The 13,730-nt window shown below is 73.1% G+C and carries 13 protein-coding genes; 12 read left to right on the top strand and 1 reads right to left on the bottom strand.

Features of this window, described 5'->3' with window-relative positions; all coding sequences use genetic code 11:
* Positions 1–161: 161 nt before the first annotated feature.
* The 12 genes from M4486_RS05915 (at position 162) to M4486_RS05860 (ending at position 12,355) form a co-directional block, all read left to right on the top strand.
* Complete coding sequence (locus tag M4486_RS05915; protein ID WP_249481078.1) at positions 162–1,046, top strand: heme o synthase; 885 nt, start codon at positions 162–164, stop codon at positions 1,044–1,046.
* 11 nt (positions 1,047–1,057) lie between these two features.
* The gene (locus tag M4486_RS05910; protein WP_249480241.1) at positions 1,058–2,035 is read left to right on the top strand and encodes a tyrosine recombinase; all 978 of its coding nucleotides are present in this window, start codon (positions 1,058–1,060) and stop codon (positions 2,033–2,035) included.
* Between the two features lie 239 nt (positions 2,036–2,274).
* Entirely contained in the window at positions 2,275–3,147 is an 873-nt protein-coding gene (locus M4486_RS05905; RefSeq protein WP_152353016.1) for a ParA family protein, read from the top strand.
* Positions 3,147–3,974, top strand: a complete 828-nt coding sequence (locus M4486_RS05900) for a pseudouridine synthase (protein ID WP_249480240.1) — start codon at positions 3,147–3,149, stop codon at positions 3,972–3,974. The genes M4486_RS05905 and M4486_RS05900 overlap by 1 nt, the downstream gene beginning before the upstream one ends.
* Positions 3,971–5,119, top strand: coding sequence for a prephenate dehydrogenase (locus tag M4486_RS05895; protein ID WP_249480239.1), 1,149 nt, complete (start codon positions 3,971–3,973; stop codon positions 5,117–5,119). Before M4486_RS05900 ends, M4486_RS05895 begins: the two co-directional genes overlap by 4 nt.
* A 19-nt stretch (positions 5,120–5,138) precedes the next feature.
* On the top strand, positions 5,139–7,436 hold the full coding sequence (der, locus tag M4486_RS05890; protein ID WP_249480238.1) for a bifunctional cytidylate kinase/GTPase Der: 2,298 nt from the start codon (positions 5,139–5,141) through the stop codon (positions 7,434–7,436).
* Between the two features lie 84 nt (positions 7,437–7,520).
* The gene (locus tag M4486_RS05885) at positions 7,521–7,859 is read left to right on the top strand and encodes a hypothetical protein (protein ID WP_249480237.1); all 339 of its coding nucleotides are present in this window, start codon (positions 7,521–7,523) and stop codon (positions 7,857–7,859) included.
* A gap of 8 nt (positions 7,860–7,867) precedes the next feature.
* Positions 7,868–8,341 carry an NUDIX hydrolase gene (locus M4486_RS05880; protein ID WP_249480236.1) on the top strand — a complete coding sequence of 158 codons (474 nt, stop codon included), beginning with the start codon at positions 7,868–7,870 and terminating at the stop codon, positions 8,339–8,341.
* Entirely contained in the window at positions 8,338–8,973 is a 636-nt protein-coding gene (locus M4486_RS05875; protein WP_249480235.1) for a hypothetical protein, read from the top strand. Before M4486_RS05880 ends, M4486_RS05875 begins: the two co-directional genes overlap by 4 nt.
* A gap of 135 nt (positions 8,974–9,108) precedes the next feature.
* A complete protein-coding gene (locus tag M4486_RS05870) occupies positions 9,109–10,482 on the top strand; it encodes an extracellular solute-binding protein (RefSeq protein WP_249480234.1) in 1,374 nt (457 codons plus the stop codon).
* A complete protein-coding gene (locus M4486_RS05865) occupies positions 10,479–11,423 on the top strand; it encodes a carbohydrate ABC transporter permease (protein ID WP_249480233.1) in 945 nt (314 codons plus the stop codon). The genes M4486_RS05870 and M4486_RS05865 overlap by 4 nt, the downstream gene beginning before the upstream one ends.
* A complete protein-coding gene (locus tag M4486_RS05860) occupies positions 11,420–12,355 on the top strand; it encodes a carbohydrate ABC transporter permease (RefSeq protein ID WP_249480232.1) in 936 nt (311 codons plus the stop codon). Before M4486_RS05865 ends, M4486_RS05860 begins: the two co-directional genes overlap by 4 nt.
* Here the strand turns inward: M4486_RS05860 and M4486_RS05855 are convergent.
* On the bottom strand, positions 12,345–13,622 hold the full coding sequence (locus M4486_RS05855; protein WP_249480231.1) for an acyltransferase family protein: 1,278 nt from the start codon (positions 13,620–13,622) through the stop codon (positions 12,345–12,347). The genes M4486_RS05860 and M4486_RS05855 overlap by 11 nt on opposite strands.
* Positions 13,623–13,730 lie beyond the last annotated feature (108 nt).

The following is a 13,730-nucleotide window of genomic DNA, read 5'->3' as shown; positions in this document are numbered from 1 at the left end:
CCGCTCCCCACGGCACCCCCGCTCCCGGGACCGCCCGGCGCACCCCGCAGACGTCGCAGACCCCCGGGTCGGAGTCGGCACCGTCCGCCTCGACGGCCCCGGCCTCGTCGGACACGGTCTCGTCGCCCCCGGCCCCGTCGGCCCCCGAGGGCCGCCGCGGCATCGGCCGCACCGTGCGCGCCTACGTCGCGCTCACCAAGCCGCGGATCATCGAGCTGCTGCTGATCACGACGATCCCCACCATGTTCCTCGCGGCGGGGGGCTTCCCGCACCCGCTGCTGATCCTCGCGACGATGATCGGCGGCTACCTCGCCGCCGGCGGCGCGAACACGCTGAACATGTACCTGGACCGCGACATCGACGCGAAGATGAAGCGGACGAAGAACCGTCCGATCGTCACCGGTGAGGTCTCCCCGCGGGCCGCCGTCGTGTTCGGCGTGGTGCTGTCGATCGTCTCCGCCCTCTGGCTGGGCCTGCTCGTGAACTGGGCCTCCGCCGTGCTCGCGATCGCCGCGATCCTGCTGTACGTCCTCTTCTACACGATGTTCCTCAAGCGCCGGACCTCGCAGAACATCGTGTGGGGCGGGATCGCCGGCTGCATGCCGGTCCTGATCGGCTGGTCGGCCGTCACCGGCACCGTCTCCTGGACCGCGTTCCTGCTGTTCCTCGTCATCTTCTTCTGGACGCCGCCGCACTACTGGCCGCTCGCCGAGAAGTTCACCAAGGACTACGAGACCGCGGGCGTGCCCATGCTCCCCGTGGTCAGCTCCCGCACGAACGTCGCCCACCAGATGGTGCTGCACAGCGTGCTCATGGTCGCCTCGAGCCTCGCGATCATCCCGCTGGGGCACACCGGCTGGGTCTACGCGGTCGCCGCCGTGGCCTCGGGCGCCTGGTTCCTCTTCCTCGTCGTCCGCTACGCGGTGCGCACCCACAGGGGGCTGACCGGCAAGAAGCTCGGCCCGATGGTCGTCTTCCACGGCTCGATCACCTACCTGACGCTGCTGTTCGTGGCGCTCGCGATCGACCCGTTCGTCCGCTTCTGAGGAACGTGCCCGTGGTCGCCGCCGACGCCGACCCCGCCGAGGTCCGCACGGACGACGCCCGCGATCTCGAGCAGTACCTGAGCCATCTGCGCGTCGAGCGCGGCCTGTCCGCGAACACGCTGGCCGCCTACCGGCGCGACCTCACCCGCTACCTGCGCCACCTCGCCCGCGAGGACCGCGCGCTGCACGCGATGACCCCGGAGGACGTCTCGGCCTGGCTGCGGACGGTCCGCTCGGGGGCCGACGGGGGATCGGCGCTCGCGGCCTCGAGCGCCGCCCGGGCCCTGGCCGCGGTCCGCGGCCTGCACGCTTTCCTCGACGCCGAGCGCACCTCCAGCACCGGGGATCCCACGCGGCTGCTGCCCGCCCCGAGCCGACCGCGCACCCTGCCGCACCCGATCACGATCGACGAGGCCGCGCGGCTCGTCGAGGCCGCGGGCCGGCCCGGCACCGGCGCGCTCTCCGCCGAGCGCGCCCTGCGGGACCGGGCCCTGCTCGAGGTGCTCTACGGGCTCGGGGCGCGGATCTCCGAGGCGATCGGCCTGGACGTGGACGACGTCGATCCGCTCGAGCGCGCCGCGGTGCTGCGCGGCAAGGGCGACAAGCACCGCGCGGTGCCCGTCGGGCGTTTCGCCCTCGAGGCGCTGGAGGCGTATCTCACCCGGGCCCGGCCCTCCCTCGCCTCCCGGGGACGGGGCACCCCGGCGATCTTCCTGGGCTCGCGCGGCACCCGTCTCACCCGGCAGGCGGCGTGGCAGATCGTGCAGCGCGCCGCCGCCGACGCGGACCTCGAGGGCGCGATCGGACCGCACACCCTGCGCCACTCCTTCGCGACCCATCTCCTGCACGGCGGCGCCGACGTCCGCGCTGTCCAGGAGCTGCTGGGGCACGCCTCGGTCACCACCACCCAGCTCTACACCCAGGTGACCGTCGACTCCCTGCGCGAGGCCCACGCGGCCGCCCATCCGCGCTCCCGCGACCGCGGCTGAGCCGGGGCCGAACGCCCGCGGCGGCGGCGCCGCGGGCTCCGCGGGCGGGACCGGCGGGCCCGAGGAACCCATGGGGCTTAGACTTGCGGGGCGATCCGCGGCCCCGCCACGTGCGGCGGAGCCGCCCCGCGTCCGCCGCGCGCACCGCGGCGGGACCCGAGCAGCGGGTCCCGATCGGCAGGATCGGCGCAGCAGCGCAGCAGTACGACGCCCGGACGAGCAGACGACAGGAACACCACGTGAGCGACTCCTCCAAGTTGACCCTGGACATCGACCTGGGACCCACGGGTCTCCCGCGGCCCGATTTCCCCGAGCCCCCGGCGCTGGAGAGCCACGGCCCCGCGCGCGTGATCTCGATGGTCAACCAGAAGGGCGGCGTCGGGAAGACCACGAGCGTCATCAACCTCGGCGCGGCCCTCGCGGAGATGGGCCGCAAGGTGCTCCTCGTGGACCTCGACCCGCAGGGCGCGCTCTCCGCCGGCACCGGCGTGAACCCCTACGAGCTCGACATCACCGTCTACAACCTGCTCATGGACCGCAGCCATGACGTCCACGACGTCATCCAGTCCACGAGCACCGACGACCTCGACGTGCTCCCGGCGAACATCGACCTCTCCGCGGCCGAGGTCCAGCTGGTCAACGAGGTCGCCCGCGAGATGGCGCTGGCCCGCGTGCTGCGCCCCGTGATGGACGAGTACGACGTCATCATCATCGACTGCCAGCCCTCGCTGGGCCTGCTCACCGTCAACGCGCTCGCGGCCAGCCACGGCGTGATCATCCCGCTCGAGGCCGAGTACTTCGCGCTGCGCGGCGTCGCCCTGCTCGTGGAGACCATCGAGAAGGTGCAGGACCGCATCAACCCCCGCCTCGACATCGACGGCATCCTCATCACGATGTTCGATCCGCGCACCCTGCACGCCCGCGAGGTCAGCCAGAGGGTCGTCGAGGCCTTCCCGGACCGGGTCTTCCGCACCACCATCAATCGCACGGTGAAGTTCCCCGATGCGTCCGTGGCGGCGGAGCCGATCACGTCCTTCGCCTCCTCCACCAAGGGCGCGGAGTCCTACCGGCAGCTCGCGCGGGAGCTCGTCGCGCGCGGCTGCGCCGCCTGATGGCCGAGCGCCGCCGCAGCGCCTTCACCCCGCCGCGCAGCGTCCGCCTGCGCGACAGCGACGGACGGCCGGCGCCCGCCGCCGAGTCCGCGTCGGCCAGTGGCGAGCGCCTGCAGAAGGTCCTCGCCCGCGCGGGCTTCGGCTCCCGGCGCGCCTGCGAGGCGATCATCTCCCAGGGCCGCGTGAGCGTCGACGGCGAGACCGTGCTCGAGCAGGGCGTGCGCATCGATCCGGCCCGCCAGGTCGTGCACGTGGACGGTCGCCGCCTCCAGCTCGACGGGGGCAAGCGCACCGTCGCCCTGAACAAGCCCCGCCACGTGGTCAGCGCGATGTCCGACCCGGAGGGCCGTCGCGACCTCACCGAGTTCGCGGAGCGCTTCCCGGAGCGGCTCTACCACGTGGGCCGCCTCGACTTCGAGACCGAGGGCCTGCTCCTGCTCACCAACGACGGCGAGCTCGCACACCGCCTCACCCACCCGAGCTTCGACGTCGAGAAGACGTACGTCTGCCGCTTCCCGCTCACCGGAGCCTTCCCGCGCGGCCTGCTCAAGGCGCTGCGCGAGGGCGTCGAGCTCGAGGACGGCCCCGCCCGCGCCGACCGTGCGCGGCTCGTCGCCCACGACGGGCGCGAGGCCGTCGTCGAGGTCACGCTCCACGAGGGCCGCAACCGCATCGTGCGCCGCATGTTCGCCTCCCAGGGCCACGAGCTCACGGCGCTCGTGCGCACCCGCATCGGCCCGATCCTGCTCGCGGACCTCGCGCCCGGCGAGACCCGCGAGCTCGAGCCGAAGGAGCTCGGCACGCTGATGGCGGAGGTCGGCCTGTGAGCGAGGCGCCTGCCGCTCACGACGCGCCCCTGCTGCCGAGCCCGGTCCTCGTCATCGGCACCGGCCTGATCGGCGGGTCCCTCGGACTCGCCCTGCGGGGCGCGGGCGTCGAGGTCCACGTGCAGGACGTCTCCCCGGGCACCACCTCGCTCGCGGTCGAGCTCGGCGTCGGACGCGTCCGGCGCGCGGACGACGCCGACCCCGCGCTCGTCGTCGTCGCCGCTCCGCCCGACGTCGCCGCCGCTCTCGTCGCCCAGGCGCTCGGCACCTACCCCGAGGCCCTCGTCGTCGACGTCGCGAGCGTCAAGCGGGTGGTCCTCGAGGGCCTGCGCGCACGCGCCGCGGCCGGCGAGATCACCGCGGACGACCTCTCCCGCTACCTCGGCACCCATCCCATGGCCGGTCGCGAGGTCTCCGGCGTGATCGCCGCCCGCGCCGACCTGTTCCTGGGACGCCCCTTCGTGATCTGCCCGCACGAGGGCACGCGCCGCGGCGCGGTCGCGAGGCTCCGCCAGATCGCGACCGAGCTCGGATCCCTGCCCGTGGTGATGGAGGCGGCCCGCCACGACGAGGCCGTCGCCCGCGTCTCCCACGCCCCGCAGGTGCTCGCGAGCCTGCTCGCGACCGGGCTGCTCGACGCCGAGGAGCAGGCGCTCGAGCTCTCCGGCCAGGGACTGCGCGACACCACGCGCATCGCCGCCTCGGACCCGCGGCTGTGGGTCGAGATCCTGGGCGCGAACGCCCGGGCCCTGCTCCCGGTGCTCGGCGACATGCAGGAGCGGCTCGCGGGCGTCGCGGACGCCCTGGCCACCATGCAGGGCGATCCGGACCCGTCCGTCGGCTCGCGCCGCGAGCTCGCGCGCCTCATCTCCGACGGCAACCGCGGGGTCGCCCGCATCCCCGGCAAGCACGGCAGCGGCACCGACGCCTTCGCGACGGTGTCCGTGATGGTGCCCGACAGCCCCGGCGAGCTCGCGCGCCTGCTCACCGAGACCGGACAGATCGGCGTCAACCTCGAGGACCTCCACCTCGAGCACTCGCTCGGCCAGCGGGTGGGCGTCGCCCACATCGCGGTGATCCCGAGCCATGAGGATCTGCTCACGAGGGAGCTCTCCCGGCGCGGATGGAGCGTGCTCGAGGGCTGAGCGCCCGTATCCTAATCCGATGGAGTCCTCCGCAGCCCTGCCCGCATCCGAGCACGCCGTCACGTCGGACGCCGCGCCCGCCGGCGCGCCCCGCGGCGTGACCGTCGCGATCGACGGCCCCGCGGGCTCGGGCAAGTCGACCGTGGCACGCCGCGTCGCCGAGGTCACCGGCGGCGGGTTCCTCGACACCGGCGCCATGTACCGGGCCGTGACCTGGCAGTGTCTCCGCGGCGACATCGACCTCGAGGACCGCGAGGCCGTCGCGCACGTCGCCGAGACCCTCGACCTGGACCTCGGGACCGACCCCGCCGGGGCCACCGTCGCGGTCGGCGGTCAGGACGTGACCGCCGAGATCCGCACCCAGGGCATCAGCGGCAGGGTCTCCGCGATCGCCACGAACACGGCCGTGCGCCCGATCCTCCAGCGCCGCCAGCGCGAGATCCTGCGGGAGACCGCCGATCTCCGCGGCCTCTGCGCCGCCGAGGGCCGCGACGTCACCACCGTCGTCGCTCCCGACGCCGACGTGCGCGTGCTGCTCACCGCGAGCGACGAGGCCCGCATGGCCCGGCGCGCCGCCGAGCTCGGCCTCGACGACTCCGAGGAGAGCCGCGAGCGCATGCGCGACCAGGTGCTGCGCCGCGACCGCGACGACTCCACGGTCTCCGAGTTCCTCACCGCCGCCGAGGGTGTCACCCCGATCGACACCACCGACCTCACGATCGAGCAGGTCATCGAGCGCGTCCTGGCCCTCGTGGACGAGGCCCGCGCGCGCCACGAGCAGGAGGCCGACGCGCAGGACGGCCCGCAGGAGTCCGACGCGCAGGACGACCCCGAGGTGCACTGGACGGGCGGCCCGGACCTCGCCGCCGTCCCCGGGGGCGAGCCCACCGACGAGGAGATCGCCGAGGCCTGGCGCGCCGGGCTCGAGGACTACGCCCTGGACGAAGAGGACCTCGCCCTCCTGACCGAGGGGGACGAGGAGGCGCCCGTCGGCCGCGCGGCGAAGAACCTGCCGGTCCTGGCCGTGGTCGGCCGCCCGAACGTCGGCAAGTCGACCCTCGTGAACCGCATCCTGGGCCGCCGCGAGGCCGTCGTCGAGGACGTCCCGGGCGTGACCCGCGACCGCGTCTTCTACGCGGCCGAGTGGGCGGGCACCGACTTCTGGCTCGTGGACACCGGCGGCTGGGAGGACAAGGTCCAGGGCATCGCCTACCGGGTCGCCGAGCAGGCCGAGGTCGCGATCGAGCTCGCCGACGCCGTCCTCTTCGTGGTCGACGCGACCGTCGGCATCACCACCACCGACGAGCAGCTGCTCAAGGTGCTGCGCCGCTCGGACCGCCCCGTGATCCTGGCGGCGAACAAGGTCGACGACGAGCGCGGCGAGCTCGAGGCCGCGGCCCTGTGGAACCTGGGCCTGGGGGAGCCGCACCCGGTCTCCGCGATCCACGGCCGCGGCTCGGGCGACCTGCTCGACGCCGTCCTCGCGGCGCTCCCGGAGGAGGGCCGCGGCGCGGCCCCCGACGACGGCCCCCGCCGCGTCGCGCTGCTGGGCCGCCCGAACGTCGGCAAGTCCTCCCTGCTCAATCGCCTCGCAGGGGAGAACCGCGTGGTGGTCGACGATCTCGCGGGCACCACCCGCGACCCGGTCGACGAGAAGATCGAGCTGGGCGGACAGGTCTGGACCTTCGTGGACACCGCGGGCATCCGCCGCCGCGTGCTGCAGTCCCAGGGCGCCGACTTCTACGCCTCCCTGCGCACCCGCTCGGCGCTCGACCGGGCGGAGGTCGCCGTGGTGCTGCTCGAGGCCTCCGAGCCGATCTCCACGCAGGACCTCAAGATCATCGACATGGTGCTCGAGTCCGGGCGCGCCCTCGTGCTCGCCTTCAACAAGTGGGACCTCATCGACGAGGACCGGCGCCGCCAGCTCGAATGGGAGATCGAGAAGGACCTCGCGCACGTCGCGTGGGCGCCGCGGGTGAACATCTCGGCCCTCACCGGACGCCACGCCGAGAAGCTCGTGCCGGCCCTGCGCACCGCCCTGGACTCGTGGGACACCCGCGTCGCCACCGCCCGCCTGAACGCCTTCCTGGGCACCCTCGTCGCCGCGCATCCTCACCCGCTGCGCGGCGGCAAGCAGTCGCGGATCCTCTTCGCGACGCAGGCCCGCACCCGGCCCCCGCGGATCGTCATCTTCGCGACCGGCTTCCTCGAGCACGGCTACCGGCGCTTCATCGAGCGCCGCCTGCGCGAGGACTTCGGCTTCACGGGCTCCCCGATCGAGATCGGCGTCCGCATCCGCGAGAAGCGCTTCCGCTGACCCGAACGGGAGCACCGCGGCCCGCGTCGACCGTCGATCCCACCCGCCCAGCACGACCGCCCGACCCGCACTGAGGAGCAGACCATGAGCCAGTCCTGGCAGCAGGTGCCGCCGCCCCAGCCCCCGGGCCAGGGCGCTCCGCTCCCCACGCCCCCGGTGCAGTATCCGGACCGCCAGTCCCTGCAGACGCAGGCGATCGTGCAGATCGTGATCGGCGCTGTGTGCGGGGCGATGATCCCGTCGATCCTCGGCATCATCGCGCTCGTGAAGCTCGACGAGCCCACCACGGCGCGCGCCCTCGTGAAGTGGGGCTGGATCTCGATGATCATCATCGCCGCGCTGATCGTCCTCGTGTTCCTGGTGACCCTCGTGGTGCCCCTGGTCATCACCCTGATCACCGTCGGCGCGGCGTCGGCGAGTTGAGGGAACCCATGGCGACCCCCGACTTCGTGCTCGCGCTGCGCGAGCACATCGGCCACGACCTGCTGTGGATGTCCGGCGTCACCGCGATCGTGCTCGACGCCGAGCGGCGGCGCACTCTCGTGGTGCGCCGCGCCGACACCGGCGACTGGACCCCGGTCACGGGCATCATCGATCCCGGCGAGCAGCCCGCCCGCGCCGCCGTCCGCGAGGTCGCCGAGGAGGCCGCGCTCACGGTGCGCCCCCTGCGGCTGATCGAGGTGCGCACCCTGCCGGAGACCACCTACGCCAACGGCGACCGGGCGCAGTACCTCGACCTGTGCTTCGTCCTCGAGCACCTCGACGGGGATCCCCGGCCGGCGGACGGCGAGAACACCGAGGCGCGCTGGGCGGACCTCGACGACCTCCCGCCGATGCCTGGCCGGTTCCGCGAGCAGATCGCGCTCGCCCTCGAGGACCGCCCCGAAGCGGTGTTCCGGGCATGAGCACCGCCACCAGCTCCGCGCGTCCCGGCGACGTGCTCGCCCTCGCCCTCACCCAGCGCACCGGGGACGAGGCCCGCGTGCGGCTGCTGCTGGATCAGCGCACGCTCGCCGACCGCGTGCCGGACGCCGCCGAGCACCTGGCCGCCTTCGGCGACGGCGTCCTGGTCGAGGTGCGGGTCGGCGAGCGCCTCGCGCTGCCGGGCGTCTGGGTCGAGCGCAGCGTGCTCGACCTGCGCCCGACGGGGGAGCACGAGCCCGTGCGCGAGGAGGACCTGCGGCTGCCCGCCGCCGTGGTCGGCGGCACCGGGCAGACCTCTCTGGCCTGGGGAGAGACCCGCTGGCCGCTGCCCCTGGACGCGACCGTCGCGATCCCGTCCTCGTGCCGGCCCGGGCCCCACTCCCTCCCGGAGCTGCGCCGTCTCGCCCTGCACGCGGCCGGTCGCCGCGCCGAGATCGCGCTGACGCTCTGGCAGGACCCCGGCTTCGACGTGCCCTGGCGCGATGTGCGCCTGGTCCCGCACGCCTCCTGGTGGTTCGAGATCGCGCAGGTCCCGCCGGGCACCCGCTACGCCGACGCCGCCGCGGGGCAGGGCGTCGAGGCCGCGCGGCTGCTCGCCGCCGTCCGCGACTGACCCGGCGGACACGCCCGCGCCCGGCCTCCAGGGCCTGCCGCGCTCCGCCTGTAGGCTGGCTCACAGCCACGCGCCGCTCGCGGGACGACCACGCGTCCCGCGGCTGCCGCCCCTCGATGTGGAGGAGCCTTCCCCATGGTCACCCCGGGACCGACCCGCCCCGACAGACGCACCTTCCTCAGGATCACCGCCGGCGCAGCCGTCGTCCTGCCGCTCGCCGCGTGCTCCTCGGACGCGGGAGCGGACACCGTGCGGATCGCCTACCAGCAGTTCGGCTCGGGCACGAACCTCAAGGACTGGCTGAGCGCGAGCGCGAAGACGTTCACCGCCGCCCATCCCGGCCTCAGCGTCGAGCTGGTGCCGATCGTCGCCGCGGAGAACGACTACTTCACCAAGAACGAGCTGCTCATGTCCTCGCCGCGGACCTCGGCCGACGTCGTCTACGAGGACTCCTTCATCATGCTCTCCGACGTCGGCGCCGGATACCTGCGGCCGCTCGACGCGCACATCAAGACCTGGGACCACTGGGGCGACGTGGTGAAGGCGTCCCGCGAGGCCTTCACCGCAGAGGACGGACACGTCTACGGCGCCCCGCAGACCACCGACACCCGCGCCCTCTTCTACCATCGCGACGTCTTCGAGGAGGCCGGGCTGCCCAGCACCTGGGAGCCGACCTCCTGGGACGACATCCTCGAGGCCGCCCGCGCGATCAAGGACTCCGATTCCGAGGCCGCGCCGCTGTTCATCTTCAGCGGGAAGGCGCAGGGCGAGAAGGCCTCGATGCAGGGCTTCGAGATGCTGCTCTACGGCACGACCTCCCGTCTGTACGACGAGGACACGAAGAAGTGGGTCCTGGGCTCGCAGGGCTTCGTGGACTCGCTCTCCCTGCTGCGCATGATCTTCGAGGAGGAGCTGACCCTCCCGGTCTCCCAGCACCTCGACCCGAACATCAGCGAGAGCATCTACTCCACGATGATCCCCGAGGGGAAGCTCGGCATCCTGCTGGACGGCTCGTGGATCACCCGGAACTGGGCCGAGGGATCGCCGGGGGAGTGGCCGGAGTGGACCGAGAAGGTCGGCCTGGCGAAGATGCCCACGAAGGACGGGCAGGACCCGGGCACGCTGACCCTCGCGGGCGGCTGGGGGCTCACCATCCCCCAGCACTGCCGGGACGAGGACGCCGCCTGGGCGTTCATCGAGGCGGCGACGTCGACGGAGAACTCGCTGGCCTTCGCGATCGCGGACAACCACATCACCGTGCGCAAGGACGTCGCGGCGAAGAAGGAGTACCAGGAGTACGCGCCCAGCGTCGAGTTCTTCACGGATCTCCTCGCGACCGCCTACTACCGGCCGGCCCTGCCCGCCTACCCCGAGGTCTCGGCGGCGATCCAGGAGGCCATGGAGGCGGTCATGTCCGACGCCGCGGATCCGAAGAAGGCCGCGGCCGACTACGACGCCGCGGTCACGGACATCGTCGGCGCCGAGAACGTGCAGGAGGAGTCCCGATGAGCACCCTCGCCCCCGAGCGCCCCGCGACCGGGCCCGTGCGACCCCGCCGTCGGCGCCCCGCCGGCATCGGCGACCGCCTCACCCTGCGGCGCGCCGCGCCCATGATCCCCGCCGCCGTGCTCCTGGTGCTGTTCATGGCCGGCCCCATCATCTACTCGCTCGACCTCGCCTTCACCGACAAGGCGATCCGCGGGGACGGCGCCTCGAAGACCTCCTTCGTGGGCGTCTCGAACTTCACCGACGCCCTCACCGATGGCGACTTCTGGAACTCGGTCGTGCTCACGATCCTGTTCACCCTGATCTCCGCCGTGATCGGGCAGAACCTGCTGGGGCTGCTGCTCGCCCTGCTCATGGAGCGGGCGAACCGGGTGATCAGCTTCGCGATCACCTCGATCGTGATCGCCGCCTGGATCCTGCCCGAGGTGGTCGCCGGCTACCTGCTCTACACCTTCTTCGCCGAGGGCGGCAGCCTCGACGGCATCCTCGGCCTGGTGGGCATCCCGCCGCAGACGCTGCTGTTCAGCGCCCCGATCGTCGCGGTGAGCTTCGCGAACGTCTGGCGCGGCACCGCCTTCTCGATGCTCGTGTACTCGGCGGCGCTCGGCGCGATCCCCGGCGACGTCCAGGAGTCGGCCGCGATGGACGGGGCCGGGCCGATGCGCCGCTTCACCTCGATCACCCTGCCGCTGCTGCGCCCGGCGCTCGCCACGAACCTCATGCTCATCACCCTGCAGACACTCTCCGTCTTCGGGCTGATCTTCATCATGACCGGCGGCGGGCCCGACCGGAAGAGCCAGACCCTGCCGCTGTACATGTACGAGCAGGCCTTCTCCTACGGCCAGCTCGGCTACGGCACCGCGGTCGCCCTGCTCCTGCTGCTGATCGGGGCCGCCGCCTCCCTCGTCTACCTCCGCCTGCTCCCCGAGGAGGAGAAGCGATGACCTCCACCGCAGCGGCCGACGCCGCCTCCGCACCCGCCTCCCCGTCCGCCGCATCCGCCCCGGGCCCCGCGACCGCGCGCCCCCGCCGCGGCCACAAGGGCGGCAAGGGGCCGCGCGAGCGCACCGCCGAGCTCGCCTCGAGCCTCGCGATGATCGTCATCGGCGTGGCGTTCCTGATCCCGCTGCTGTGGGTCGTGCTGGCCTCGTTCAACGAGAGCGCCACGCTCTCGGTCAGCTGGCCCGAGAAGTGGAGCCTGGGCAACTTCCGGGCGATCTGGAACACCGAGACCACGTTCCGCCCGCTCGGGAACTCGCTGCTGCTGTGCGGCGGGGCGACGATCGTGACCATGGTCGCCGCGGTCCTCTGCGCCTACCCGTTCTCGCGGTACCGCTTCGCGGCCAAGCGCCCGCTGCTGCTGACCGTCATCTTCGCGACCGGCCTGCCGATCACCGCGATCATGATCCCCGTCTACTCGCTGTTCGTGCAGGTGAACCTCATCGACTCGATGTTCGGGGCGATCCTCTTCCTGGGAGCCTCGTCCCTGCCGTACGCCATCTTCCTCACCAAGGGGTTCATGGACTCGGTGCCCGTGGAGATCGAGGAGTCGGCGTGGACGGAGGGCGCGGGCGTCCTGCGGACCCTGTGGTCCGTGGTGCTGCCGCTCATGCGCTCGGGGCTCTCCGTGGCGACGATCTTCACGTTCGTCGGCATGTGGGGCAACTTCTTCGTCCCCTTCATGCTGCTGCTGAGCCCCGATCACCTGCCGGCGGCGGTCACCCTGTACACGTTCTCCTCGCAGTACGGGCAGGTGGCCTACGGCCAACTCGCGGCCTTCTCGATCTTCTACTCCCTGCCCGTGGTCGCCCTGTACCTGATCATGGGCCGGAGCCTGGGCACGGGCTTCGCGGCCGCCGGCGGCGTCAAGGGGTGATCGGCCGACGGGCCGTGCGCCGGGGCGCGGGCAGCAGCGCCCGCGGCCTGCGGTGCCCGTTCAGCCACCGCCCGATCCAGGTGCTGCGCACCATCAGGTCGTAGGCGAGCAGGAGGATCCCCGTGGTGAGGAGCAGGTTCAACGCGACCTTCACGAGCGGGGGCAGCGGCATCTGGGCCATCGCCAGGCCCAGGGCCACGACGATCGGCAGGTGCAGCAGGTAGATCCAGTACGAGGCGTCGGCGAGGTAGCGGATCGCGAAGACCTCGCGGTCCATCGCGCGCGCGGCGACCCCGAGGAGCCCGCGCACCCAGGCCCACCCGGCCAGCGGGACGAGCACGAGGGTGAGGACGGGAGACCCGGGAGTCCCCGACCCGCCCACCAGGAGCGGCGCCGTGAGCAGGCAGGCGAGGGCGAGGCAGAGGGGCCACCCCCGGGCCATCCGCTCCAGGGAGGTGCTCTCGGCCTGGAGGAACCAGCCCACCAGGAACGCGCCGCCGTAGGCGAGCGACGCGCCCGGGACCGGCACCAGGGTGGTCGGCTCCTGGATGCCGCCGATGATCGTCCCCTGGGCGGCGAGGCCCGCCGCGTAGGGGAGCGCGGCCAGCAGCAGGCCCGCGGGGCTCGAGAGCACGCGGCCGAGCGCACGGGCGGGGCGGCCCGCGCGCTCGGCGCCCAGGGCCTTCACCAGCAGCGCCCGGACCAGGACGACCACGAGGATGATCTCGAGCAACAGGAGCAGGAACCACAGCTGGCCCGGCGTGAGCAGATCGAGCAGCCCCGGCGCGCCCCCGTCCGCCCCGCCCTGGGCATCGCCCGTGTCCCCGGCCCCGCCCTGCACGGCCCCGGGCAGGGGGCGGCCCAGCAGGGCGCTGCCCGCGACGATGACCACGGGAAGAGACAGCACCGCGAGGGGCCAGAAGGCGATCAGCGGGGCCCCGATGCGCAGCAGGCGGTCGCGCACGTACGACCCGGTCCCGCGGCGCATGAGCACCATGCGGCCGAAGTAGCCGGCCAGCATCATGAACAGGATCATCCGGAACAGGTGGATCACGACCATCACGGGCAGCGCCCACCATGCGGTCCGGGTGTCCTGGAAGAGCCAGGCGGCGCCGGGGACGAACCCGAGCACGGTGTGCAGCACGACGCCCAGCAGCAGGGCGCCGGCGCGGAGGGCGTCCAGATGGTGCAGTCGCGCGGACGGTGCGCGCGGTCCTGTATCGGTCGTCGGCGAGGGTGACGTGGACGGATGCGCGGGGGAGGCCATGACCACGACGCTAGGCAGGGGCGAGGAAGGACGGATCCCCTCACCGGCCTCCGCACCCTCCGCCGATCGGGGGATGCCCCGACGCTGGCGCCCGGTGCATGCGCGGGG

The organism is Brachybacterium kimchii, assembly GCF_023373525.1.
GTDB classification, from domain to species: domain Bacteria; phylum Actinomycetota; class Actinomycetes; order Actinomycetales; family Dermabacteraceae; genus Brachybacterium; species Brachybacterium kimchii.
Note: the sequence above shows the minus strand (reverse complement) of the source record. Positions and strands in the feature narration are given on the sequence as shown.

Bases quoted from the DNA above. Each gene is read 5' to 3' on its own strand.
- M4486_RS05900 (WP_249480240.1), top strand. From the start codon at position 3,147: ATGGCCGAGCGCCGCCGCAGCGCCTTCACCCCGCCGCGCAGCGTCCGC.
- der (WP_249480238.1), top strand. From the start codon at position 5,139: ATGGAGTCCTCCGCAGCCCTGCCCGCATCCGAGCACGCCGTCACGTCG.
- M4486_RS05885 (WP_249480237.1), top strand. From the start codon at position 7,521: ATGAGCCAGTCCTGGCAGCAGGTGCCGCCGCCCCAGCCCCCGGGCCAG.
- M4486_RS05880 (WP_249480236.1), top strand. From the start codon at position 7,868: ATGGCGACCCCCGACTTCGTGCTCGCGCTGCGCGAGCACATCGGCCAC.
- M4486_RS05875 (WP_249480235.1), top strand. From the start codon at position 8,338: ATGAGCACCGCCACCAGCTCCGCGCGTCCCGGCGACGTGCTCGCCCTC.
- M4486_RS05870 (WP_249480234.1), top strand. From the start codon at position 9,109: ATGGTCACCCCGGGACCGACCCGCCCCGACAGACGCACCTTCCTCAGG.
- M4486_RS05865 (WP_249480233.1), top strand. From the start codon at position 10,479: ATGAGCACCCTCGCCCCCGAGCGCCCCGCGACCGGGCCCGTGCGACCC.
- M4486_RS05860 (WP_249480232.1), top strand. From the start codon at position 11,420: ATGACCTCCACCGCAGCGGCCGACGCCGCCTCCGCACCCGCCTCCCCG.
- M4486_RS05855 (WP_249480231.1), bottom strand. From the start codon at position 13,622: ATGGCCTCCCCCGCGCATCCGTCCACGTCACCCTCGCCGACGACCGAT.